This window comes from Streptomyces alanosinicus (assembly GCF_014650595.1).
In the GTDB taxonomy this organism is placed as follows: domain Bacteria; phylum Actinomycetota; class Actinomycetes; order Streptomycetales; family Streptomycetaceae; genus Streptomyces; species Streptomyces alanosinicus.
In genome coordinates, this window is sequence record NZ_BMVG01000002.1 from 22,181 (window position 1) to 42,836 (window position 20,656).

The 20,656-nt window shown below is 70.3% G+C and carries 28 protein-coding genes and 1 pseudogene; 19 read left to right on the plus strand and 10 right to left on the minus strand.

The window, feature by feature from the left end:
* Positions 1–38 precede the first annotated feature (38 nt).
* On the plus strand, positions 39–815 hold the full coding sequence (gene pstB, locus IE277_RS06260; protein ID WP_189949306.1) for a phosphate ABC transporter ATP-binding protein PstB: 777 nt from the start codon (positions 39–41) through the stop codon (positions 813–815).
* A gap of 195 nt (positions 816–1,010) precedes the next feature.
* Here pstB and IE277_RS06265 read toward each other — a convergent pair whose 3' ends face one another.
* Complete coding sequence (locus IE277_RS06265) at positions 1,011–1,487, minus strand: ATP-binding protein (RefSeq protein WP_189949308.1); 477 nt, start codon at positions 1,485–1,487, stop codon at positions 1,011–1,013.
* 225 nt (positions 1,488–1,712) lie between these two features.
* Between IE277_RS06265 and IE277_RS06270 the strand changes: the two genes are divergently transcribed.
* From IE277_RS06270 to IE277_RS06315, 11 genes and pseudogenes are all read left to right on the plus strand, one after another.
* On the plus strand, positions 1,713–2,564 hold the full coding sequence (locus IE277_RS06270) for a DUF5753 domain-containing protein (protein WP_189949310.1): 852 nt from the start codon (positions 1,713–1,715) through the stop codon (positions 2,562–2,564).
* Positions 2,565–2,571: 7 nt separating this feature from the next.
* The gene (locus tag IE277_RS06275; RefSeq protein WP_189949312.1) at positions 2,572–2,757 is read left to right on the plus strand and encodes a DUF397 domain-containing protein; all 186 of its coding nucleotides are present in this window, start codon (positions 2,572–2,574) and stop codon (positions 2,755–2,757) included.
* A gap of 87 nt (positions 2,758–2,844) precedes the next feature.
* Positions 2,845–3,072: a hypothetical protein gene (locus tag IE277_RS06280; RefSeq protein WP_189949313.1), complete on the plus strand. Its 228-nt coding sequence runs from the start codon at positions 2,845–2,847 to the stop codon at positions 3,070–3,072.
* Positions 3,059–3,574 (plus strand): DUF6879 family protein, encoded by a 516-nt coding sequence (locus IE277_RS06285; protein ID WP_189950113.1) that lies wholly within the window; start codon positions 3,059–3,061, stop codon positions 3,572–3,574. Before IE277_RS06280 ends, IE277_RS06285 begins: the two co-directional genes overlap by 14 nt.
* Positions 3,575–3,589: 15 nt before the next feature.
* A pseudogene (locus tag IE277_RS49160) lies at positions 3,590–3,787 on the plus strand (helix-turn-helix domain-containing protein); the annotation flags it as partial.
* A gap of 69 nt (positions 3,788–3,856) precedes the next feature.
* On the plus strand, positions 3,857–4,432 hold the full coding sequence (locus tag IE277_RS06290) for a DUF5753 domain-containing protein (RefSeq protein WP_308433365.1): 576 nt from the start codon (positions 3,857–3,859) through the stop codon (positions 4,430–4,432).
* A gap of 63 nt (positions 4,433–4,495) precedes the next feature.
* Positions 4,496–4,786: a hypothetical protein gene (locus IE277_RS06295; RefSeq protein WP_189949316.1), complete on the plus strand. Its 291-nt coding sequence runs from the start codon at positions 4,496–4,498 to the stop codon at positions 4,784–4,786.
* Positions 4,783–5,223 (plus strand): UCP032817 domain-containing protein, encoded by a 441-nt coding sequence (locus IE277_RS06300; protein WP_189949318.1) that lies wholly within the window; start codon positions 4,783–4,785, stop codon positions 5,221–5,223. The genes IE277_RS06295 and IE277_RS06300 overlap by 4 nt, the downstream gene beginning before the upstream one ends.
* Positions 5,224–5,247: 24 nt before the next feature.
* Positions 5,248–5,532 carry a hypothetical protein gene (locus IE277_RS06305; RefSeq protein ID WP_189949319.1) on the plus strand — a complete coding sequence of 95 codons (285 nt, stop codon included), beginning with the start codon at positions 5,248–5,250 and terminating at the stop codon, positions 5,530–5,532.
* 53 nt (positions 5,533–5,585) lie between these two features.
* A complete protein-coding gene (locus tag IE277_RS06310; protein ID WP_229880845.1) occupies positions 5,586–5,867 on the plus strand; it encodes a DUF6879 family protein in 282 nt (93 codons plus the stop codon).
* Positions 5,868–6,060: 193 nt separating this feature from the next.
* Positions 6,061–6,468 carry a hypothetical protein gene (locus IE277_RS06315; RefSeq protein WP_189949321.1) on the plus strand — a complete coding sequence of 136 codons (408 nt, stop codon included), beginning with the start codon at positions 6,061–6,063 and terminating at the stop codon, positions 6,466–6,468.
* Between the two features lie 168 nt (positions 6,469–6,636).
* Here IE277_RS06315 and IE277_RS06320 read toward each other — a convergent pair whose 3' ends face one another.
* Complete coding sequence (locus tag IE277_RS06320) at positions 6,637–6,933, minus strand: ArsR/SmtB family transcription factor (RefSeq protein WP_189949323.1); 297 nt, start codon at positions 6,931–6,933, stop codon at positions 6,637–6,639.
* Between the two features lie 83 nt (positions 6,934–7,016).
* On the opposite strand from IE277_RS06320, the gene IE277_RS06325 reads away from it, so the two are divergent.
* Positions 7,017–7,382 (plus strand): hypothetical protein, encoded by a 366-nt coding sequence (locus IE277_RS06325; protein WP_229880847.1) that lies wholly within the window; start codon positions 7,017–7,019, stop codon positions 7,380–7,382.
* A 117-nt stretch (positions 7,383–7,499) separates the two neighbouring features.
* On the opposite strand, the gene IE277_RS06330 is transcribed toward IE277_RS06325, so the two are convergent.
* Both IE277_RS06330 and IE277_RS06335 read right to left on the minus strand, forming a co-directional pair.
* On the minus strand, positions 7,500–8,498 hold the full coding sequence (locus tag IE277_RS06330) for an inorganic phosphate transporter (RefSeq protein ID WP_189949325.1): 999 nt from the start codon (positions 8,496–8,498) through the stop codon (positions 7,500–7,502).
* A 7-nt stretch (positions 8,499–8,505) separates the two neighbouring features.
* Positions 8,506–9,126 carry a DUF47 domain-containing protein gene (locus tag IE277_RS06335; RefSeq protein ID WP_067120521.1) on the minus strand — a complete coding sequence of 207 codons (621 nt, stop codon included), beginning with the start codon at positions 9,124–9,126 and terminating at the stop codon, positions 8,506–8,508.
* 240 nt (positions 9,127–9,366) lie between these two features.
* Here IE277_RS06335 and IE277_RS06340 point away from each other — a divergent pair, with 240 nt between their 5' ends.
* Positions 9,367–9,711, plus strand: a complete 345-nt coding sequence (locus tag IE277_RS06340; RefSeq protein WP_189949326.1) for a metal-sensitive transcriptional regulator — start codon at positions 9,367–9,369, stop codon at positions 9,709–9,711.
* A gap of 9 nt (positions 9,712–9,720) precedes the next feature.
* Here IE277_RS06340 and IE277_RS06345 read toward each other — a convergent pair whose 3' ends face one another.
* The 5 genes from IE277_RS06345 to IE277_RS06365 form a co-directional block, all read right to left on the minus strand.
* Positions 9,721–9,888 (minus strand): hypothetical protein, encoded by a 168-nt coding sequence (locus tag IE277_RS06345; protein ID WP_189949328.1) that lies wholly within the window; start codon positions 9,886–9,888, stop codon positions 9,721–9,723.
* A 92-nt stretch (positions 9,889–9,980) separates the two neighbouring features.
* Positions 9,981–10,838: an SCO4651 family lipoprotein gene (locus IE277_RS06350; protein ID WP_189949330.1), complete on the minus strand. Its 858-nt coding sequence runs from the start codon at positions 10,836–10,838 to the stop codon at positions 9,981–9,983.
* Positions 10,839–11,175: 337 nt separating this feature from the next.
* Positions 11,176–11,586 (minus strand): NUDIX hydrolase, encoded by a 411-nt coding sequence (locus IE277_RS06355; RefSeq protein WP_189949332.1) that lies wholly within the window; start codon positions 11,584–11,586, stop codon positions 11,176–11,178.
* A gap of 19 nt (positions 11,587–11,605) precedes the next feature.
* A complete protein-coding gene (locus IE277_RS06360; protein ID WP_189949334.1) occupies positions 11,606–12,733 on the minus strand; it encodes a CHAD domain-containing protein in 1,128 nt (375 codons plus the stop codon).
* Positions 12,714–15,068 carry an RNA degradosome polyphosphate kinase gene (locus IE277_RS06365; protein ID WP_189949335.1) on the minus strand — a complete coding sequence of 785 codons (2,355 nt, stop codon included), beginning with the start codon at positions 15,066–15,068 and terminating at the stop codon, positions 12,714–12,716. The genes IE277_RS06360 and IE277_RS06365 overlap by 20 nt, the downstream gene beginning before the upstream one ends.
* A gap of 199 nt (positions 15,069–15,267) precedes the next feature.
* Here IE277_RS06365 and IE277_RS06370 point away from each other — a divergent pair, with 199 nt between their 5' ends.
* The 5 genes from IE277_RS06370 to IE277_RS06390 are packed head-to-tail and all read left to right on the plus strand — an operon-like array spanning position 15,268 to position 19,768.
* Positions 15,268–15,810 (plus strand): RNA polymerase sigma factor, encoded by a 543-nt coding sequence (locus IE277_RS06370; RefSeq protein WP_189949337.1) that lies wholly within the window; start codon positions 15,268–15,270, stop codon positions 15,808–15,810.
* A complete protein-coding gene (locus tag IE277_RS06375; RefSeq protein ID WP_189949339.1) occupies positions 15,807–16,631 on the plus strand; it encodes a cupin domain-containing protein in 825 nt (274 codons plus the stop codon). Before IE277_RS06370 ends, IE277_RS06375 begins: the two co-directional genes overlap by 4 nt.
* A 31-nt stretch (positions 16,632–16,662) precedes the next feature.
* A complete protein-coding gene (locus IE277_RS06380; RefSeq protein ID WP_189949341.1) occupies positions 16,663–17,523 on the plus strand; it encodes an ABC transporter ATP-binding protein in 861 nt (286 codons plus the stop codon).
* Positions 17,520–19,049: an ABC transporter permease gene (locus IE277_RS06385; protein ID WP_189949343.1), complete on the plus strand. Its 1,530-nt coding sequence runs from the start codon at positions 17,520–17,522 to the stop codon at positions 19,047–19,049. The genes IE277_RS06380 and IE277_RS06385 overlap by 4 nt, the downstream gene beginning before the upstream one ends.
* Positions 19,037–19,768: an ABC transporter gene (locus tag IE277_RS06390; protein ID WP_189949345.1), complete on the plus strand. Its 732-nt coding sequence runs from the start codon at positions 19,037–19,039 to the stop codon at positions 19,766–19,768. The genes IE277_RS06385 and IE277_RS06390 overlap by 13 nt, the downstream gene beginning before the upstream one ends.
* Here the strand turns inward: IE277_RS06390 and mshD are convergent.
* Positions 19,725–20,651, minus strand: a complete 927-nt coding sequence (gene mshD / locus IE277_RS06395; RefSeq protein WP_189949347.1) for a mycothiol synthase — start codon at positions 20,649–20,651, stop codon at positions 19,725–19,727. The two genes, IE277_RS06390 and mshD, sit on opposite strands and share 44 nt — an antisense overlap.
* Positions 20,652–20,656: the final 5 nt, after the last annotated feature.

A 20,656-nucleotide genomic window follows, 5' to 3' on the forward strand; every position in this document is an offset into this window, starting at 1 on the left:
GCGACCGAGCTTGAATTTCTGGAAGTGAAGTAAACGACATGGCCAAGCGAATCGACGTAAGCGGACTGACCGCCTACTACGGCTCCCACAAGGCGATCGAGGACATCTCGATGACCGTCGAGCCGCGTTCGGTGACGGCGTTCATCGGTCCCTCCGGCTGCGGTAAGTCGACGTTCCTGCGCACGCTGAACCGGATGCACGAGGTCACCCCCGGTGGCCGCGTCGAGGGCAAGGTGCTGCTGGACGACGAGGACCTGTACGGCGCGGGCGTGGACCCGGTGTCCGTCCGCCGTGAGGTCGGCATGGTGTTCCAGCGCCCGAACCCCTTCCCCACGATGTCGATCTTCGACAATGTGGCGGCGGGTCTGCGCCTGAACGGCAACTACAAGAAGAGCCAGCTGAACGACATCGTCGAGAAGTCGCTCAAGGGCGCGAACCTCTGGAACGAGGTCAAGGACCGCCTGAACAAGCCGGGCTCCGGCCTCTCCGGCGGCCAGCAGCAGCGCCTGTGCATCGCCCGCGCGATCGCGGTCGAGCCGAAGGTCCTCCTCATGGACGAGCCCTGCTCCGCCCTGGACCCGATCTCCACCCTCGCCATCGAGGACCTGATCGGCGAGCTGAAGGAGCGCTTCACGATCGTCATCGTGACGCACAACATGCAGCAGGCCGCGCGTGTCTCCGACCGTACGGCGTTCTTCAACCTGTCCGCGGTCGGCCAGCCGGGCCGCCTGATCGAGATCGACGACACCGAGCGGATCTTCTCCAACCCGTCGGTCCAGGCCACGGAGGACTACATCTCCGGCCGCTTCGGCTGAGCCGCCGCCGGTGTCACTGACGCCGGCGTCATAGACCCCTCGCGGTGCTGCATGGCGGTGCCACCGCGAGGACGCAAGAGGGCCCGCCCCTGGCTCCCGGGGGCGGGCCCGCTGCGCGTTCGCCGCGCTTGGCTCGGGCCGTGTTTCCCCCTTTTACCCACCCGCCCATCCGACTCGGTCGGCTGTGAGGTCCTGTCAGACACCGGACATCCGTGGGTCTACGGCCCTCTGCCCGCCCACCTCGAACCACAGCAGCTTCCCGGCGCCTCGGTCCAGCGGGCTGTCCCCGAGGGCCAGGCCGCCCCACGAGTCGGCGTATTCCTGTACGAGGTGCAGCCCACGCCCCTCCTCGACGTCGACCGGAGCGGGCGGAACCCGGTCCCGGGGCGGCTCCCCGAAGGGCGCGGGGACGCGCGGATGCCTGTCCCACACCCCGACCCGGATCCGCCCGTCCGCCAGGGCGGTGAGCCGTAGGGAGGCCGGGCTGCGGGTGTGCCGGTAGGCATTGCTCACCAGCTCTGACACCAACAGCTCGACGCTGTCCAGAACTTCGGATCTCCCGTGCCCGCTCAGAACGGCCCGTACGGTCATACGTGCGACGCGTGCCGCGCGCGGATCATGAGGCAGGCGAAGGGCGTACACCCAGGTGTCGGGCAGGGATACGGTGCCCATGAAAACCTCCGGTGAGAGAAGGGACTTCGGGCTCGCTCAACGACTCCGCCCGGCGGTGGCTCTGCCTGGGGAGGTGCGCTTCCGGCTTATGGATGGGGGGAGTTGGGCGGCGATGTGTACGCTAGCGCAGCCTTGAGATACTTCTCAGTGAATGGAGAGAAATTCATCAGCGATTACCTCGTGTGAGGTACCGGAGCGTCGAGTCGTCGACTGGAAGGAGGCCCTTTGCCACCGAGCAGCACCCCCACCCTGCGCCAACGGCGCCTGGGCGCTGAACTGCGAAAGCTTCGCGAGCGAGCGGGCCTTACGGCTACTGCCGCTGCCACGCGGCTCGGCGTCAACCAGGGGCGTATCAGCATGATCGAGACCGGGCGGAGCCCTCTCAGTGCCGAGCGTGTCCGCTCCCTCGCACGCGCCTACGACTGCACGGACGCCGCCCTGGCGGATGCCCTTGCCGCGATGACGCAGCGGCAGACTCATGGCTGGTGGGACAGCTACCGCGATCACCTGCCGGTCGGCCTGATCGACCTTGCCGAGCTGGAGTACCACGCGGCAGCGCTGCGGGTTGCTCTGGTCATCCACATCCCAGCCATGCTTCAGACGGTCGATCACGCTCGTGCCCTGTTCCAGGAGGCGGTACCGCCACTGCGCCCCTACGAGATCGAGCATCGGGTCAGTCACCGGATCAAGCGGCAGGAGATCATGCACCGGGACACCCCGCCCTCGTACACGGCGGTGATCCACGAGTGCGCCTTGCACATGGGATACGGCGGCTCTGCCACGGTGCGCGCTCAGCTCAAGCATGTGCTGGACATGAGCGAGTTGGAGAACGTGACCGTGCGGATCATCCCTTTCGGCAAGGGCTGCTTCCCCGGCACAGGACAGTCCGTCGACTATCTGTTGGGTCCGGTGCCTCAGCTCGACACTGTTCAGCTGGACACTCACCACGGCTGTGAGTTCCTGGATGCCGAGGCCCAGTTGGAGAAGTACCGCCTCGTCCTTGATCGCATGGAGGCGAACTCCCTCAAACCCGTTGAGTCCCGTGACCTGATTCACCGCATCGCCCAGACCGTCTGAGGTAACCGTGTCCGAACTCCACTGGAAGAAGTCCTCGTACAGCCCCGACGCGTCCAACTGCGTCGAAATATCCCCCACCCCCACTACGATCCACATCCGCGACTCCAAGACCCCCACTGCCCCCCACCTGACCGCCTCCCCCTCCACCTGGATGAAGTTCCTCCGGTACGCGGCAGACACCACGGCCTCGTAGAAGTTCGCGCACGTTCGTGGCGGCGGCAGCCTCTCACCCTGCAAGCTCGTCCCGGTGATCGCTCACCACGGTCAAAGGAGGCCAGGCATGGCGCTGCGCAAGCTGGGACAGGACCCTGAGAACCCTGAAGGCAAGTCGCCGACCGTTTACCTGGACGACGAGAAAGACACCTACTTGGTCCAGGGCTGGAAGGTGACCGACGAGGACAGGCGCTCACAATTGGATCTACCTGGCCATGAAGACGTCGTAGAGATCCCTCGACGCATGGTGCAGTTCTTCCTGGAGGTGAACAGCGGTGGCGATGCCGATGCTTGAGGAGCGGCTCAGGGGCTGTACCCGTGCCGCCGTGCACCTGGAGATGCGCGACGGATACATGCGTTCCGATCCCCGGTTCGCAGCCTGGCAGCAGGGCGTCAGGAACGACCCGGCCGAGAGTGACCCGGAGAGTCGTCCGTGGTTGCGGCTGATCGCCGACCTGGTGGGCCAAGGGGTCGAGGTGCGCAGGGCGCGGATCGTGTCGGAGCCGGTGTCGGACTACATCAGGTTTGAGCATCACCTGACGGGCCCGACCGTGGCGGCGGGCGAGCAGGTGCGCTGGTTGCCTCGCCGTCGCGCCTCCAGACTGGCTCTGCCGGGCAATGACTTCTGGCTGTTCGACGACAGCTCGGTGGTCTTCCATCACTTTGCGGGGGATGGCGAACTAGCCCCTGATGACGAGGAGTTCACCGACGACCTGACGGTCGTGAAACTGTGCGCGAGCGCCTTCGACGCCGTCTGGTCCCTGGCAGTGCCGCACGCGGACTACCAGCTCACCTGATCCACGATCCCCGGCGTGACCTCATCCAGTGCTAAGCAAGCACGGCAGGCTCTCGGCCGGCGTCTGCGCGAGATCCGCAAGGGCGCCGGCCTCACGGCGCGAGAGCTGGCACGGCGTGCCGGCTGGCACGAGTCCAAGTGTTCGCGTCTTGAGAATGGGCACACGCTGCCGTCCGATGCTGACATCCGCACGTACACGGCCCACTGTGCTGCCAGGGACGAGACCGCAGACCTCATCGCCACGGCACGCGGGATAGAAGGTGCGTACATCCAGTGGCGGCGTATGGAGCGGGCGGGCCTGAAGCGCGTCCAGCAATCAGTGGCGCCTCTGTTCGAGCGCACGCGGCGCTTCCGCGTCTACCAGTCGTGGGTGATCCCAGGCCTGCTCCAGTCGGCCGGGTACACGCGGGCCGTGTTGAGCACCGTGGCGCAGTTGCGGGACGTGCCCGACGACATCGATGACGCCGTAGCCGTCCGAATGGACCGCCAGCGCATCCTGCACTCCGGCGACCACCGATTCGCGATGCTCGTCGAGGAATGGGTACTGCGCACGGTCATCGGCGACAGCGACACCATGGCCGGAGCACTCGGCCACCTCATCTCCGTCGCTTCGCTGCCGTCGGTCAGCCTGGGCGTCATTCCTCTCGGCACGCCACGTGGCGCCGGATGGCCCGTCGAGTCGTTCACCATGTACGACGATGCGCAGGTCAACGTGGAACTGGTCTCCGCTCACCTGACGGTCACCCAGCCCGGTGAGATCGCCGAATACGCCAGGACTTTCGCGGAGCTGTCCGCCATCGCGGTGTACGGCGTACAGGCCAGATCGCTCATCACTACTGCCATCGATGCCCTTGGGTGACCGCCGCGCAAGTCCGTAGAAGCTCATCGACCGCAAGTCCATCGCAGTTCCAGCCTGGGCACCATGGTCAGAACCCGGCAGACGTGCCCCGACCCGCGTCCTATTGATCTTCCGGTCGGCTTCAACGCCTGGCTCCTGGACTGCGCTCCCATCGCTGACTGCGAGACCTGCCAGTCCGAGTGGCAGCGCCTTCACGAGGCCAAGGAACTCGGCGACATCACGCTGGCCGCCAAGCACGCCACGAACATCCGCGATCACGCGCCCGATGGTCACGCAGAGCGGCAAGGCGCAGCCGTTCCGGCCTGCGGCGGCCCGTACGCATCAGATCTGGTGGAAAAGAGGACCTCCGCATGACTGTGGCATCTGAAAGGCCGGTCGTCGCCCTGCGGCACGGCCGGGAACTCGTGTCGCCCGAGCTGTTCGCACGGCTGGCGGACTTCCGCGCCGAGGAGTACGGGCACGAGTGGTCCATGGCTGAGCGGATCACGAGCGAGGCCCTGGCGTTCGTGGAAGTCATGGGCCGGACCGGTGAGGCCATGTCACCCTCCAGGCTCGTGGATCCGGGGTGGCACACCTTCATGCTCCACACGGAGGAGTACGCCGAGTTCTGCCGGACACGGTACGGCCGGTTCATCCACCACGCCCCCAAGTCCCGGTACCGGGACAGGTCCACGATGGCGGACGTCGTGGCCAAAATTCGCGCCCACGGCTTCGAGGTCGACGAGTCGCTGTGGGGCACCAGGGCTGAGTGCAATGAACCGGCGTGCTGCGGCGACGGCCCCTGCTGCTGAGACCGGCCACTTGTCGGGTGGCGTTTGCTCTGGAAGATGGCGGAGAGGTGTCACAACGACGGGGCGACGGATACCAGAAAGGCCGAGTGGATTGTCTCGCAGGCATCCCGAGCGTTCATCTGCGGCAGCGACGCTGTCGTGATGCTCTCCGACGCTGATTGGGTGATGGAGCCCGGCGGCTGGCTCGTGAAGCTTGCCAGCTCCTGGTGCAACCAAGACGTGCTGGTCACCGGCAACCTCACGGTGCCAGCACTCACCGCCGCGCAGATCGCCCCGAAGCGCACCTATTACCCGCAGTACGCGGACTGACGCTCAGCGCCGATTCGGGGCCTCGAAGAGGGGGGGTATAGAGCGACGGGTACATGCGTTCCGATCCGCGGTTCGCAGCCTGGCAGCAGGGCGTCAGGAACGACCCGGCCGAGAGCGACCCGGAGAGTCGTCCGTGGTTGCGGCTGATCGCCGACCTGGTGGGCCAGGGGATCGAGGTGCGCAGGGCGCGGATCGTGTCGGAGCCGGTGTCGGACTACATCAGGTTTGAGCATCACCTGACGGGCCCCACCGTGGCGGCGGGCGAGCGAGTGCGCCGGCTGCCTCGCCGCCGTGCCTCCAGACTGGCCCTGCCGGGCAATGACCGGCGACGGTGAACTCGTGCCGGATGACGAAGAATTCACTGATGACCCGACTGTCGTGAAACTGTGCGCGAGCGCCTTCGGCGTCGTCTGGTCCCTGGCGGCATTGTGTGGGAACCATTCGTACGGCGCAGCTACTGACCGGCCGTGCCCGGCGTTGTTGTCATCGAGGAAAACCTCAACGCCAGGCACTGGATAGGAAATCACAATGAACCGTGCGTACCGTCTTGCCGCTGCAAGCACTCTCGGCGTCATTCTCCTGGCGGGGGGTGCCACCGCCGCAGTCGGAGCCCCTCTGGCCACCACGCAGAGGGCCAGTGCCGTATCGCAAAAGGCGACACTGACCGCCAAGCCCAGCGTCAGCACCGTCGAGGCGAGGGAGGCGTTCAGGATCGCCGGTACGTCGACCGGCCTCAAGCCCAGCACCAAGGTGACGCTCCAGAACAAGCAGGGTGCCAAGTGGGTCAGCCTGCCCGCTGCAGCCGCCGTTGCCCAGGACGGCTCATACGCAACGTCATACGCAATGCGGGACAAGCTGGGCGCCAAGGGCAAGAAGCAGTTCCGTGTGGTCGGCGGTGGTGCGGTGTCCCCCGTGTTCACGGTCACCCTCCACTGACCTCACCACCCACGATGTCTGGGTTTCGCCACACGGGCTGCGGGCCATGTGGCGAAACCTCCATGGCGGTCATCGGCGGGGCGAACCCTGCCTGACCCGGCACTGGCACGAGTCAGAGTGCTCGCGTCTTGAGAACGGTGGCGGTGAAGGCCGGACCAGCTGTGGCACTCATCGCCTGTCCTCGGCCAACACGGCGGCAAGGAGTCCCGGGAACCGGGCATCGAGCTCGGCGCGACGCAGAGTCATCAGACGGGCCTTTCCTGCCCGACGGGTCTGGGTGATTCCGGCTTCGCGCAGGATCCGCCAATGATTGGACAGAGTTGATCTGGGCGCGTCCACGCCGTCCGGGCTGCACGCACTCTCACCGTCCTCGGCCATCCGGCGTACCAGCGTCAGCCGAACCGGATCGCCCAGGGCATGGAGCACTACAGCCAAGTCCACGTCCGCATGATCGGGCTGTCCCACTGGCCCTCCTCGTCTTCGCCCGCATGGCACCCGTAGTATGCAGGTCGCTTCGACGTTTCGGGAAAGTCGAAATGATCTAGGAGATGACCGTGACTGTGCTCGCCACCCTTGCCCGTGTCTACGTCGACGACCTGGCTGTGGCGCTGCCGACCTTCGTCGAGCTCACGGGAGAGCAGCCACGGCTCCGGTTCACCTACCGCGACCTGGACCTCGCGAGCGTCGGCGGCTATCTGCTTCTCGCGGGTTCGGAGGAAGCCCTCGCCCCCTACCGCGGCACCCACGCCACCACGATCGTTGAGTCCCTGGAGCAGGTCCTGCGCGTCACCGAACAACACGGCGGGAAGATTCTCGACGGACCCAACGAGGTCCCCACCGGTCGCAATCTGACCGTGCGGCACCCCGGAGGCGCGACGATCGAATACGTGCAGTTCTGCGCAGCCGCGCAATGAGCACTCGCATGAGTCAACGAGTTGCCTCGAAGCGGGCACGGCCGGCAAAACAACCCACCCGCCCCGGCCTCGCTTCGCAGCGGGCCGAGACGGGTGGGTGGGCGAAAAGAAAGGCGGTCAGAGCGCCGTCAGCTTCACGATTCCGAAGGCCAGCGCAGCGACCAGCGCCGCTGCCGGCATCGTGATGAACCAGCCCAGGACGATGTTCTTGGCCACGCCCCAGCGGACGGCGTTGACGCGCTTGGTCGCGCCGACGCCCATGATCGCCGAGGTGATGACATGGGTCGTGGAGATCGGCGCCTTGAAGAGGAACGCCGTGCCGAACATGATCGAGGCACCCGTGGCCTCCGCCGCGAAGCCCTGCGGGGGGTCCAGTTCGATGATCTTGCGGCCCAGCGTGCGCATGATGCGCCAGCCGCCCGCGTAGGTGCCCAGGGACAGCATGATCGCGGAGACCAGTTTCACCCAGACCGGGATCGGGTCGCCGAACGTCTCATGGCCGGAAATCACCAGTGCCATGACGACGACACCCATGGTTTTCTGGGCGTCCTGGAGGCCGTGACCGAGGGCCATTCCGGCGGCCGAGACCGTTTGCGCTATGCGGAAGCCGCGCTTCGCCTTGTGCGGGTTGGAGCGGCGGAACAGCCACATGATGGCCGTCATGACCAGGTAGCCGCCGATCAGGCCGACCACCGGGGACAGGAACATCGGGATGATGATCTTGTCGATCACGCCGTTCCAGTGGACCGCCGTACCGCCTGCCAGGGCCGCGCCCACCAGGCCGCCGAACAGGGCGTGGGAGGAGGAGGACGGCAGCCCGAAGTACCAGGTGAGCAGGTTCCAGGCGATGGCGCCGATGAGCGCCGAGAAGAGGATGCCCATCCCCGTGGAGCCGGAGGGCGTCGCGATCAAGCCCTCGCTGACCGTCTTGGCGACGCCCGAGCCCAGGAAGGCACCGGCGAGGTTCATCACCGCCGCCATGGCGAGAGCCGCCCGCGGGGTCAGCGCCCGCGTCGACACCGACGTCGCGATCGCGTTCGCCGAGTCGTGGAAGCCGTTCGTATAGGTGAAGAAGAGCGCGACCGCGATGGTCACGACCAGGGCGAAGGTGTCCATCGACGCCTCAGGACTCCTTGACGGCGATGGTCTCCACCGTGTTCGCCACGTGCTCGAACGCGTCCGCCGCCTCTTCCAGGACGTCCACGATCTGCTTCAGCTTGAGCACCTCGATCGCGTCGTACTTGCCGTTGAAGAGGTGGGCCAGCAGCTTGCGGTGGATCTGGTCCGCCTGGTTCTCCAGCCGGTTGACCTCGATCCAGTACTCCGTGAGGTTGTCCAGGGTGCGCAGATGCGGCATCGCCTCGGCCGTCAGCTCGGCCGCCCGGGCCAGCACCTCGATCTGCTGCTCGACGCCCTTCGGCAGTTCCTCGACGTTGTAGAGGACGACCAGGTCGACGGCCTCCTCCATGAAGTCCATGATGTCGTCGAGGGAGGATGCGAGGGAGTAGATGTCCTCGCGGTCGAACGGCGTGATGAACGAGGAGTTCAGCTGGTGGAAGATCGCGTGCGTGGCGTCGTCACCCGCGTGTTCCGCGGCCCGCATACGCTCTGCGATCTCGGCCCGGGCAGGTGCGTCCGCCCCGAGCAGTTCCATCAGGAGTTTCGAGCCGGTGACGATGTTGTCCGCGGATGCGGCAAACATGTCATAGAAGCTCGTCTCCCTGGGGGTCAGACGAAAGCGCACGTGGGGTCCTCGGGGTGCTTCGGTTTCGGTCAGGCTGATGCTAGGCGCATCATCCGGCCACGGCTAATGGGCCGCATCCCAGTGTCGCCCATCGGGCAGAGTGATCAGCACGGGGGCGCACCAAGGGCTCCTTACCCCGCAAAGTTCGTTACCATATACCCACCAGGGGTATCTATTCACCGCTCGTATCGAGTCACCGCTTGTACCGAGTCATCGCTCGTACCGATATGGAGGATCGCAATGACGACGACCGAGGCCGGCGCCGCGGCACCCTCCGGGACCCCGAGTGAGCCCGTGCAGCAGACGCACGGTTACCACAAGCAGAAGGACGAGCACCTCAAGCGGCTGCGCCGGATCGAGGGGCAGATCCGCGGGCTGCAGCGGATGGTCGACGAGGACACCTACTGCATCGACATACTCACCCAGGTCTCCGCCTCCACCAAGGCGCTGCAGTCCTTCGCGCTGCAGCTGCTGGAGGAGCATCTGCGGCACTGCGTGGCCGACGCGGCGCTCAAGGGGGGCAACGAGATCGACGCGAAGGTGGAAGAGGCCACGAAGGCGATCGGCCGGCTGCTGCGCACCTGAGCGCGCGGTTCAGTCCTGCCGCTCCTCGGCCACCCGCAGCACCTCGTCGATGCTCTCCAGGCTGAGCCGGTCCTCGGCCGCGGAGGCCGCGATGATCAGCTCTCCGCACAGCTCGATCTCGGCGAGGGCCACATGGTCCTGCACCGCCGTACCGCCGACCGGAGCCACTTGCCTCACCTCTTCTCCACAGTCACCGACTTCCTAGAGTAGGCAGCGCTCTACACACCGCGCATGGCACGGACGGGCTACTTACGGGGTGGCACCCCGGACTAGTGCCCGTCGCCGCCGTCCTCGGCGATCCGGCCCGCGTAGATGTCCGCCGGGCGCGGCAGCCGTACGTCCGCGCGGGTGCCGAAGGCGTACAGCAGGGTCGTCGAGGCGACCGCCACCGGTGTCTTCTGCCGGCCGTTGACAAAGCTGAAGTGCTGTCTGAGCTTGCGGACGCGGCCCTGGTCGTCGAGGTAGACATCGAACGGAACCTCGGCCGTGGCGAACCCTTTCGCCGCCACGGCCAGCGGTTCCCTGTTCTCGGCGGAGGCCTGGCGGGCCGCGCTGCGCAGATCCGCCGTGCCCCGGTAGTGCCGCACCGCGGTCCCGCCGACCTCGGTCCTGCCGACGTACGTCGCCGTCCGCGTCCCGCGCAGCACCTCGGCCGCCGCGTACGGATCGGTCGCGCCGCCGGTGACCAGATTGCCGTCGGACAGGGTGGCGGTGTCCACCCGCACCCACTTGTCGGCGGGCACCCCCGCACCCCGGTTCTTCATGAACAGGGCGCCGGGAGCGAGGAGTTCGGTGATCGGCTGGTGCTCGGCGGTGCCCGCCGGGTCCTCGGGCAGGACCACCGTGAGCCGGCCGAGCCGGTGCCGGAAGTCGTAGACGCCCTGGCCGCGGATGGTGACCCGGGTGCCGCCCGTGGCCATCTCCATGGAGGTCGTGGCCTTGGACGTGTCCGCGCGGCCGAGCGTGTCGGCGGCCCGGTGCAGTACGGCGACCGGATCGCCCCCGCCCCTGGCGTCCTCGGCGGCGGCCCCGGTGCCGGAACACCCCGTCGCCCCCGCCCCCAGGCCGAGCATGATGCCGACCGCGACGACCGTCCTGCCCGCGTTCCTGTGCTGCCGCCGATCCATCGCCTGCCTCCCCAGCCGGTACGTCCGTCACGGGCCCCTGTCCGGTTAACGACGGGTAGGGGGCGCCGTCACGCGTCGCCAGGGGGCGGGGACGGGGCGGGGGCAGCCGCATGAGCGCCGTACGAGCGCCCCATGAGCCCTTTCGGCGCGGGGTGGGTAACGTTGTCAGGGTGGTAGTCAGCGCGGCACAGCAGGACGGGCCGGAGCGTGCCCGGCCCGGGCAGGAACACCTCACGACGACGAGTGAGCAGGGCCGCTTCTGTGTGGCCCGGTGCAGCTGCGGCTGGAGCGGCCCCGCCCGCAGAGCCCGCAGCCAGGCCCGCACGGACGCGGAGACTCACACCGCCAGTCTGTGAACGACGTCCTCCACCAGGTCCCGGTCGCGGGGCTGGGTGAGGCGGCTGCGCGCGGCTGCGGGGGAGAGCCAGAGGATCCGGTCCACCTCCGCGTTCGGGGTGAAGCGGCCGCCGGCCGCCTCGGCCGCCCAGTAACGCACCTGCTTGGGGCGGCCGTTGGCGAGATAGCGCAGGGTCTGCAGTTCCGTACCCGGCTCGGCCGTGTACCCGGTCTCCTCCGCGACCTCCCGAAGGGCGCCCGCGAGCGCGTCCTCGCCGTGCTTGAGCTTGCCCTTCGGGTGCGACCAGTCGTCGTACTTCGGCCGGTGGACCAGACATATCTCCAGGTCACCGGAGATGGGCGAGCGGCGCCACAGGACGCAGCCGGCCGCTCGCACCAGAGTGTCGTTCACACCGCCTCCTCGTGGGAACTCAAGGTGTGCTGACGGTCTGCTTCTGCCAGGCCTGCTGGAAGGCGAACCTGGCCGCCTCCACCTCGTGCCGCTGATCGGCGTGCAGCACGCCGAGCGCGTACGCCGTCGCCGGGGCGATCCGCGGGGTGCGGGCGGCCTGGGCCGCCGCCGCGGCGGCCTCCGAGGCGTCTCGGTGCCGGTTCAGCGCCTCGCCCGCCGCCAGCAGGCGTACGTCCACGGGGGCGGTGCCTTCGTGCAGCACCTCCTGGGCGTAGCGGTGCAGCCGCAGCAGCAGCCGGACCTGGTGCCAGGGGCCGTCCTGGGGGTGGGGGGACGGGTCCGGGGACAGGCCGTGGACGAGGGCCTCCGCGTTGTACGGGTGGCCCGCGGTGACCAGGGGGAGAGCCGCGATGGCGTCCGTCAGCCGTTCCTCCGCAGCGGCTGACAGGGAGCGCAGATCGGTGGCCGGGGCGCTGGGGGTGAGCGGGACCTCGCTGGCCAGCACGGCGACCTTGTCGGCGACGGCGTGGAAGCGGGACGAGCCCAGGGCCTGGAGCGCCGTGGAGTGGGCGCGGGTGCGGGCGAGGGTCAGCTGGCGTTCCAGCAGGGCGCCGGCCTTGGCCGCGCCCACCGTGAGGTTGCCGCGTTCCGGTGCGGGACTCGCGTGGGCGCCGGAAGGTGCCGGGACGTTTGCCGCCGCGTCGACGGGCATCGCCTGACCGGGAAATCCCGTCGCCCCCGACAGCCGGTGCAACGCCAGCAGCAGTCTTTCCAGGCGCGCCTCGTAGGAGTGTTCCAGGCCCAGCGTGCCGGAGAGCCACGCCAGTTCGGGGCGCATCTCCTCGGACCAGTCGGCATCGAGCAGGGGGCGGAAGGTGTGCAGGCTGCCGCTGACGCGGCGGGCCGAGCGGCGCAGGGCGCGCGCCGCGTCGACGGAGTCCTGCGTGCCGTTCTCCCGCGTGCCCGCGCCCGTGCCCGCGCCCGAGCGATCGCGCGCGGAGGCGCTCCCGCCCGCACCGCCGGTCTCGCGGTGCAGGCGCAGGGCGCGCAGGAACTCCGTGGCCTGGGCGCGCAGATACGCCCCGAGAGCGTCCCCCGTCACCACCCCGGCCGTGGGGTCCGTCGGGTCAAGGTGTTGCTGTGCCACGCCGGCGCCTCCGGGCGTCTATGAGCATCTCCTGGACGTTGCGCAGGGGCTGTCCGTCCGCGTCGGTCGCGTGCCGGATCCACTCGCCGTCGGGGCCGAGGTGCCAGGAGGAGGTCGAGTCGGACATGCCGGTGTCGAGGAGCCGGTTCAGGGCCGCCCGGTGCGCCGGGTCGACGACGCGGACCAGGGCCTCGATCCGGCGGTCGAGGTTGCGGTGCATCATGTCGGCGCTGCCGATCCACACCTCGGGCTCGCCGCCGTTGCCGAAGACGAACACCCGGGAGTGTTCCAGGAAGCGGCCGAGGACCGAGCGGACCTGGATGTTCTCGGACAGGCCGGGGACGCCGGGGCGGATCGCGCAGATGCCGCGCACCCAGACATCCACCGGCACCCCGGCCTGGGACGCGTGGTACAGGGCGTCGATGACCGCCTCGTCGACCATCGAGTTGACCTTGATGCGGACGAAGGCCGGACGGCCCGCGCGGTGGTGCTCGACCTCCTTGTTGATCCGGGAGACCAGACCGTCGCGCAGGGACTTGGGGGCCACCAGCAGGCGGCGGTAGGTCTCGCGGCGCGAGTAGCCGGACAGCCGGTTGAACAGGTCGGAGAGGTCCGCGCCGACCTGCGGGTCGGCCGTGAGCAGGCCCAGGTCCTCGTACAGGCGAGCCGTCTTCGGGTGGTAGTTGCCCGTGCCGACATGGCTGTAGCGGCGCAGGGTGTCGCCCTCCTGGCGGACCACCAGGGACAGCTTGCAGTGCGTCTTCAGACCGACCAGGCCGTAGACGACATGGCAGCCGGCCTCCTCCAGCTTCTTCGCCCACTTGATGTTGGCGTGCTCGTCGAAGCGGGCCTTGATCTCGACCAGGACCAGGACCTGTTTGCCGGCCTCGGCGGCGTCTATCAGCGCGTTGACTATCGGCGAGTCACCGGAGGTGCGGTACAGGGTCTGCTTGATCGCGAGGACGTCCGGGTCCTCGGCCGCCTGCTCGATGAAGGCCTGCACGGACGTCGAGAAGGAGTCGTACGGGTGGTGCAGGAGCACATCGCGCTGGCGCAGGGCGGCGAAGATGTCCGGCGCCGACGCCGACTCGACCTCGGCCAGGTCACGGTGGGTGCCCGCGATGAACTTCGGGTACTTCAGCTCCGGCCGGTCCAGGCCGTGGATGCGGAACAGACCGGTGAGGTCCAGCGGGCCGGGCAGCGGGTACACCTCGGCCTCGGAGATCTTCAGCTCGCGGACCAGCAGGTCGAGGACCTCGCGGTCTATCGACTCCTCGACCTCCAGGCGCACCGGCGGCCCGAAGCGGCGCCGCATGAGCTCCTTCTCCAGGGCCTGCAGGAGGTTCTCGGCGTCGTCCTCCTCGACCTCCAGGTCCTCGTTGCGGGTGAGCCGGAAGGTGTGGTGCTCCAGGACCTCCATGCCCGGGAACAGCTCTTCCAGGTGCGCGGCGATGACATCCTCGATGGGGACGTACCGGCCGGGGCTGCTCTCCAGGAAGCGGGACAGCAGCGGCGGCACCTTCACGCGCGCGAAGTGCTTGTGGCCGCTGACCGGGTTGCGTACGACGACGGCCAGGTTCAGCGAGAGGCCGGAAATGTACGGGAACGGGTGCGCGGGGTCGACGGCCAGCGGCGTCAGGACCGGGAAGATCTGGTGCCGGAACAGGGTGAACAGGCGGGCCTGCTCCTTGTCGGCCAGCTCCTGCCAGCGGACCAGGTGGATGCCCTCCTCCGCGAGTGCGGGGGCGACGTCCTCGTGGTAGCAGGCGGCGTGCCGGGCCATGAGCTCGCGCGAGCGGGCCCAGATCATCTCCAGCACCTCGCGGGGCTGGAGCCCGGAGGCGGACCGGGTCGCCACACCGGTGGCGATACGGCGCTTCAGGCCGGCGACGCGGACCATGAAGAACTCGTCCAGGTTGCTCGCGAAGATCGCGAGGAAGTTCGCGCGCTCCAGCAGCGGGGTGTTCGGGTCCTCGGCCAGCTCCAGGACGCGTTCGTTGAAGGCGAGCCAGCTGCGCTCGCGGTCGAGGAACCGGCCTTGGGGCAGGGACGTACCGTCGCCCTGGGCGTCCTCGTACGCGTCGAGGTCCGCGTCGATGTCGGGTTCCAGATCGGAGACCGTGGCGGCCACCGTGTGGGGGCGGTGTGCGGCGATGGAGCCCACGGGAGGCTGCGCGTGCTGGACAGGTGCCTGGGCGTCTTGCTGGCTCATGAGTCCATTCTTCCGCGCCGCGGGGGTGACGGGCGCGTCGGAACGTGCGGGCGGGAGCGTCACGGCCCCGTTCTGCGCGGGCCCCTCGGGGGGCGTCGAAGGCTCTGGCACGGCGGGCTTCATTGGCCGAGCGTCGCAAGCCTGGCTGAATCAATGGTTACGGAGACATGACGTGCGGGATAGCGCAGGGCGGCTCCCGGAAGTCCTCATCGCGAAAGTGACGCCTCCGGTAGCGGAAGATTTGCCTCCGGTGCGGGGTGTCGGACACCAGTTTCACCCGGGCCCCGTGAACCGATCGACGGTCCCGGTCCGATGAGGTGACGTGAGCGAGACGAGAAGCGACGGAGAGCTGCTGCGGGCCGTCGCGGCGGAGCGGGACCGGCGCGCCTTCGAGGAGCTGTACCGGCGGTACGCGCCCTGGCTGACCGCGCGCCTGCGCGGCCGGTGCGCCGACGCCGGGATCGTCGACGACGTCGTACAGGAGACGTTCCTCGCGATCTGGCACGGCAAGGCCCGCTACCGCGAGGACGGTGACGCCGCGGGCTGGCTGTGGCGGATCGGGTCGCGCCGGCTGGTGGACGCGCTGCGCGGCGACGGGGCGCGCGGACGGCTGCGGCAGGCGCTCGCCCGGCTGCGGCACCGGGACGAGGCGTCCGCCGAGGAACGCGTGCTCGCGGGGGTGGAGCACGGGGACCTCGCGGGCGCCCTGGTCCGGCTGTCGCCGGAGCTGCGGGCGGTGCTCCAGGCGACCGTCGTCGACGGCCTGACCACCCGCGAGGCGGCCGTCCTGCTCGGCATACCGCCGGGCACGGTCAAGACCCGCGCCATGCGGGCCCGGAAGCAACTGCGGGAGGCACTGACATGACCTGGCATGTTGCCGAGGACGAGCTGCTGGCCTATGCGCGCGGGGAGCTGGCGCCCCCGCTGCTGTGGTCCGCCGACACCCATCTGGCCGGGTGCGCCCGCTGCCGGGCGGTGCTCGCCGGGGCCTGGGACCCCGGGGAGCTGGAGAGCGCCTGGGAGCGGCTGGACGCCGAGCTGGACGCGCCGCGCCCCGGCCTGTTCGAGCGGCTGCTGGTACGGCTCGGGGCCGCGGAGCACACCGCGCGGCTGCTGGCCGCCACCCCCGTGCTGCGCCGCTCCTGGCTGACCGCGGTGACGCTGCTGCTGGTGATGTCGGTGCTGACCGCCCACGGCATCCACTCCGACAGGTTCTTCCTGGCCCTGGCCCCGCTGCTGCCGCTCGCGGGGGTCGCGCTGTCGTACGGGCCCGCGCTCGATCCGACGTACGAGATGGCGGTCGTCTCGCCGGTGCACGGCTTCCGCCTGCTGATGATCCGCACGGTCGCCGTGCTCGCCGCCGCGCTCGGCCTGTCCGGGCTGGCCACGCTCGCGCTGCCCGGATACGGGCTCGGCGCGCTCGGCTGGCTGCTGCCGGCCCTCGCGCTCACCGCGACCGGGCTGGCGCTGACGCCCCGGCTCGGGCCGGTCCTCGCGCCGTCCGTCGTCGGCGGGGCCTGGGTCGCGCTGCTGCTGGCGGCCCACGCGTACCAGGGCGGTGCCGGGGTGCTCGTGCCGTTCACCGCGGCCGGCCAGGCGGTGGCGGCGGGGGTGGCGGCGCTCGGCGCCGGGCTGCTCCTCGCCGTCCGCGACCGTTTCGACCAGTCGCACCGGGGTGCCGTATGACCATGTCCGACCAGTCCCACGGGGGAATCGCATGACCGTCACCGTCTCCGCCAGCGGGCTCACCCTGCGCTACGGCGCCACCCGCGCCCTCGACGATGTGTCGCTGCGGCTGACCCCGGGCGTCACCGGGCTGCTCGGGCCGAACGGCGCGGGCAAGACGACCCTGCTGCGGGTGCTCGCCACGGCCGTGCCCGCCGACTCCGGTGCCTTCACGGTGCTCGGCCGCGACCCGGGCACCGCGCGCGGCCGCCAGGAGGTGCGGCGCGCGCTGGGGTATCTGCCGCAGACGCCCGGCTTCCACCCCGACTTCACACCGTTCGAGTTCGTGGACTACGTGGCGATCCTCAAGGAGTTGACCGACCGGGCCGGCCGGCACCGGGAGGTGCGCCGTGTGCTGGCCGAGGTCGGCCTGGGCGAGGTGCGCGGCAAGCGCATCAGGAAGCTGTCCGGCGGGATGCGGCAGCGGGTCGCGCTGGCCGCCGCCCTCGTCGGCGATCCGGGATTCCTGGTGCTGGACGAGCCGACCGTCGGCCTCGACCCCGAACAGCGGCTGCGCTTCCGGGAGTTGATCGCCGAGGCGGGCGAGGGCCGCACGGTGCTGTTGTCCACCCACCAGACCGAGGACGTGGCGATGCTCTGCCACCGGGTGCTGGTCATGGCCGACGGCCGGATCCGCTTCGACGGCACCCCCGCCGAGCTGGCCGCACGGGCCGCCGGCCGGGTGTGGAGCAGCACCGCACGCGACGCCGGAGCGAAGGCGGGCTGGCGCACCGGCACGGGCGCCTTCCGCAATGTCGGCGACCCGCCCGAGGGCGCCGATCTGCTCGAACCCACCCTGGAGGACGGCTATCTGCTCGCCCTGGACGACGAGCACGCGGAGGTGACGGCATGACCGCGACCCGCACGGAGCGGACCGCCCCCGTCGCCGTGTCGACCGGGACCCGCAACGGGCGGGCGGCCGTCGTCGCCCTCGCCGGCTTCGAGGCCCGCCGTCTGCTGCTGCGCCTCCCGGTGCTGCTCGCCCTCGCCGGCCATGTCACCTGGATCGTGTGGCGCACGCTGCGGCCCGCGGACGACTTTCCCGTCCTGCAGGACGCCGACCGGGCCACCCAGAGCGGCCCGCTGTTCGTCGGCCTCGCCGTCATGCTGTGCGCGAACCAGGCCGCGCTGCGCTCCCTGCGCCGGGACACCGAACGCCACTTCGCCGTCACGTCACTCACCCTGTGGCGCCGTACGGCCGCGCATGTGCTGTCCGTCGTCCCGCTCGCGCTGCTCACCGCCGTGGCCGTGACCGCCCAGTTCACCTGGGAGGCGGCCAAGCCCGGCGCGGTCGGCCGGGGATCGGTGGCCGAGCTGCTGGCCGGACCGCTGACGGTGCTGCTGTTCGGGACGGCCGGGGTGCTGCTCGCCCGGCTGAACTCCTCGGCCGTCGCCGGGCCGCTGCTGGTCGTGGCCTTCCTGCTGCTCTTCGTCGGCAGTGCATCGCAGTCCGGCGGGCAGGACACCGGGCCGGTGTGGCTGTGGCCGGTGGTCGTCACGTCCGGCGTGCATCCCTTCCCCTCCGACCTGCTCGGCCGTCCCGCCGGCTGGCACGCGCTGTACCTCGCCGGCCTGGCCCTGACCGTGGCCCTGCTCGCCGTGCTGGTCTCCGGCGGCCGGACCCGGACCGTGCAGGCGGCCCTCGCCGGTGCGCTGGCCCTGGCCGCGCTGGGCGGGGTCATGCAGACCGGCGGGATTCCGGCGGCCACGGACACGGCCCGCAGCCGCGCCTCGCTCGCCCCGGAGCAGGACCAGACGTGCGTACGGCGCGGCGCCTCGCACTACTGCGCCTTCCCGGAGTGGACGCCCCGCGTCGAGGACTGGGCGCGGATCGCGGACCGGGTGCAGGGCCTGGCCGGCGGCGCCGCCCACGACCGGCCGCTGCTCGTACGGCAGCGGCTGGAGGCCCGCTACGGCCTCTCCGACGACGCGGCGCTCGACCCGGCCACGCGACCCGACCAGGTGACCGTCGGCACGTCCTGGGGCGGTGACCGGGTGCCGGAGTTCTCCACCGCCGTGGCCGGTGTGCTGGTCGCGGGCAACGAGCGGCGGGCCGGTGAACTGTGCGACGGCCGGATGGTCCCCCTCATGTGGCTGTCCCTCGCCTGGCAGCGGGACCCCGAGTCCGCCCTGCGGCACGTGCGCCTCGACGACAGCGTGACCGGCTCCGCGCTGGTCCTCTCCGGGACCGAGCCGCTGACCATGACGGCCGGACAGACCAAGGTCGTCCGTGCGCTGCTGCACCGCCCGCTCGCTGACGTCGGCGCCCGGGTGAAGGCCCACTGGGACGAGCTGACGGCGCCGGGCGTCACGACGGCGCGGGCGGCGGAACTGCTGGGTGTGCGGGTGTCCGTGGGGGGTGACCGGTGTACCGGCTGAGGCGGCCGTGGACAGCGCCGTCGACGGCGGCCGCCGCGCTCGTCCGTCCCGTCTGGCGCGGGTTGCCCTGGCGGGTGTGGGGAGTGGCCCAGGGCGCGGGGACACTGGCGGCGGGGCTGATCCGGGTGTGCGGGGGCGGGCCGCTGCCGGCGTTGGTTCTGCTGCGGGCCGCGGTGCTCGCGGGCGCGCTGGGGCTCGCCTTTCTGCTGGACGACCCCGCACGGCACACCACGGCGACGGTCCCGGTCCGGCGGGTGGTACGGACCGCGCTGCGGGTGGCCCTGGTCGCGCCCGTCGTCGCCGTGTGGTGGACGGCCGTGCTGCTGCTGGTGCCCGGATCCGTACGGCCGCCGGTTTGGGACATCACCCTGGAGGCGGGTACCGCGTCCGTCCTCGCCCTGGCCGCGGCCACGGTCGCCGTACGCCGCACGGACGAGCCGGAACCCGGCCGGTCCGTCGCCACCGCGCTGCTCGCCGGCGCCGTCCTCGCGCCGCTGCTGCTGCCCGCCCGCTGGGCGCTGTTCGTGGCGCCGGGCGACCCGGGATGGGCCGCGGCGCACGAGCGCTGGGCGTGGGTGCTGGCGGGGGCGGCGGCGCTGTGGGCGGTGTCGCTGCGCGAGCCGCGCCGGCGCCGCACGGTGAGGGCGCCGCTCAGGTCTGCGTTCAGATCTGTGTTCAGGTCTCCGTGCGGTACATCAGGTCTGTCTCGTACGTGTTGAACCCGAGCCGTTCGTACACCGTCACGGCCGCCTGGTTGTCGGCGTCGACGTAGAGCATCGCGGTCGGCAGCTGCTGGGCGGCCAGGTGACGCAGGCCGATCGTGGTGAGGGCCTTGCCGAGGCCGCCGCCCTGTTCGCCGGGGCGGACACCGAGGACGTACACCTCGCCGAGCCCCTCCTCGGCGTGCACCTTGGTCCAGTGGAAGCCGATCAACTCCCCGCGTCGCTCGGCGAGGAAGAACCCGGCCGGGTCGAACCATGACTCGGCCTTGCGGTCGTCGAGGTCCCGCTGGGTCAGCGAGCCCTGCTCCGGGTGGTGGGCGAAGGCGGCCGCGTTGACGGCGAGCCAGGCCGCGTCGTCCTTGCCGGGCACGAAGGCGCGCACGTTCACGCCCTCCGGCAGCACCGGGTCGGGCAGCGTCAGACCGGTCAACGGCCGCCGCATCTGGCGCAGTTCGCGGAACAGGGTCAGACCGAGCACCTGGGCGAGATGCCGGGCGGCGGGATGCCCGCCGTGCGCCCATACCCGCAGCCGCTTGCCGGAGGCGGCGAGCAGCGCCGCGCCGAGCGCCCGGCCGTGCCCGTGCCCGCGGTGCGCGGGGTGGACGACGAGTTCGGCGGCCGGCGCCTCCACCGGGTCGGTGTCCTCCAGCTGGGCGTAGCCGACGAGTTCGCCGTCGACGGTCAGCAGCAGATGGGAGACGCCCTGGCGGGCACCTCCGCGCAGCTGGAGCCGGCCCTGCTCGGACACCGGCTGCTGCCCGTCGACCCGGGCGGCCTCGGCGAGCAGGGCCGTCACGGCCTCGGCCCGGTCCGGGGTGAGCGCGGAGTGGGTCTCGATGGAGCGGGCCGGGAGGGCCCGTACGGTGTCGTCGCTGCTCATGCGTA

Excerpts from the sequence above, each read along its gene's own strand:
- IE277_RS06300 (WP_189949318.1), top strand. The coding sequence starts at position 4,783 with ATGACTGTGGCATCTGAAAGGCCGGTCGTCGCCCTGCGGCACGGCCGG.
- IE277_RS06385 (WP_189949343.1), top strand. The coding sequence starts at position 17,520 with ATGACCGCGACCCGCACGGAGCGGACCGCCCCCGTCGCCGTGTCGACC.
- IE277_RS06280 (WP_189949313.1), top strand. The coding sequence starts at position 2,845 with ATGGCGCTGCGCAAGCTGGGACAGGACCCTGAGAACCCTGAAGGCAAG.
- IE277_RS06380 (WP_189949341.1), top strand. The coding sequence starts at position 16,663 with ATGACCGTCACCGTCTCCGCCAGCGGGCTCACCCTGCGCTACGGCGCC.
- IE277_RS06265 (WP_189949308.1), bottom strand. The coding sequence starts at position 1,487 with ATGGGCACCGTATCCCTGCCCGACACCTGGGTGTACGCCCTTCGCCTG.
- IE277_RS06310 (WP_229880845.1), top strand. The coding sequence starts at position 5,586 with ATGCGTTCCGATCCGCGGTTCGCAGCCTGGCAGCAGGGCGTCAGGAAC.
- IE277_RS06285 (WP_189950113.1), top strand. The coding sequence starts at position 3,059 with ATGCCGATGCTTGAGGAGCGGCTCAGGGGCTGTACCCGTGCCGCCGTG.
- IE277_RS06330 (WP_189949325.1), bottom strand. The coding sequence starts at position 8,498 with ATGGACACCTTCGCCCTGGTCGTGACCATCGCGGTCGCGCTCTTCTTC.
- mshD (WP_189949347.1), bottom strand. The coding sequence starts at position 20,651 with ATGAGCAGCGACGACACCGTACGGGCCCTCCCGGCCCGCTCCATCGAG.
- IE277_RS06350 (WP_189949330.1), bottom strand. The coding sequence starts at position 10,838 with ATGGATCGGCGGCAGCACAGGAACGCGGGCAGGACGGTCGTCGCGGTC.
- pstB (WP_189949306.1), top strand. The coding sequence starts at position 39 with ATGGCCAAGCGAATCGACGTAAGCGGACTGACCGCCTACTACGGCTCC.
- IE277_RS06375 (WP_189949339.1), top strand. The coding sequence starts at position 15,807 with ATGACCTGGCATGTTGCCGAGGACGAGCTGCTGGCCTATGCGCGCGGG.
- IE277_RS06340 (WP_189949326.1), top strand. The coding sequence starts at position 9,367 with ATGACGACGACCGAGGCCGGCGCCGCGGCACCCTCCGGGACCCCGAGT.
- IE277_RS06295 (WP_189949316.1), top strand. The coding sequence starts at position 4,496 with ATGGTCAGAACCCGGCAGACGTGCCCCGACCCGCGTCCTATTGATCTT.
- IE277_RS06290 (WP_308433365.1), top strand. The coding sequence starts at position 3,857 with ATGGAGCGGGCGGGCCTGAAGCGCGTCCAGCAATCAGTGGCGCCTCTG.
- IE277_RS06365 (WP_189949335.1), bottom strand. The coding sequence starts at position 15,068 with ATGAAGCCCGCCGTGCCAGAGCCTTCGACGCCCCCCGAGGGGCCCGCG.
- IE277_RS06315 (WP_189949321.1), top strand. The coding sequence starts at position 6,061 with ATGAACCGTGCGTACCGTCTTGCCGCTGCAAGCACTCTCGGCGTCATT.
- IE277_RS06325 (WP_229880847.1), top strand. The coding sequence starts at position 7,017 with ATGACCGTGACTGTGCTCGCCACCCTTGCCCGTGTCTACGTCGACGAC.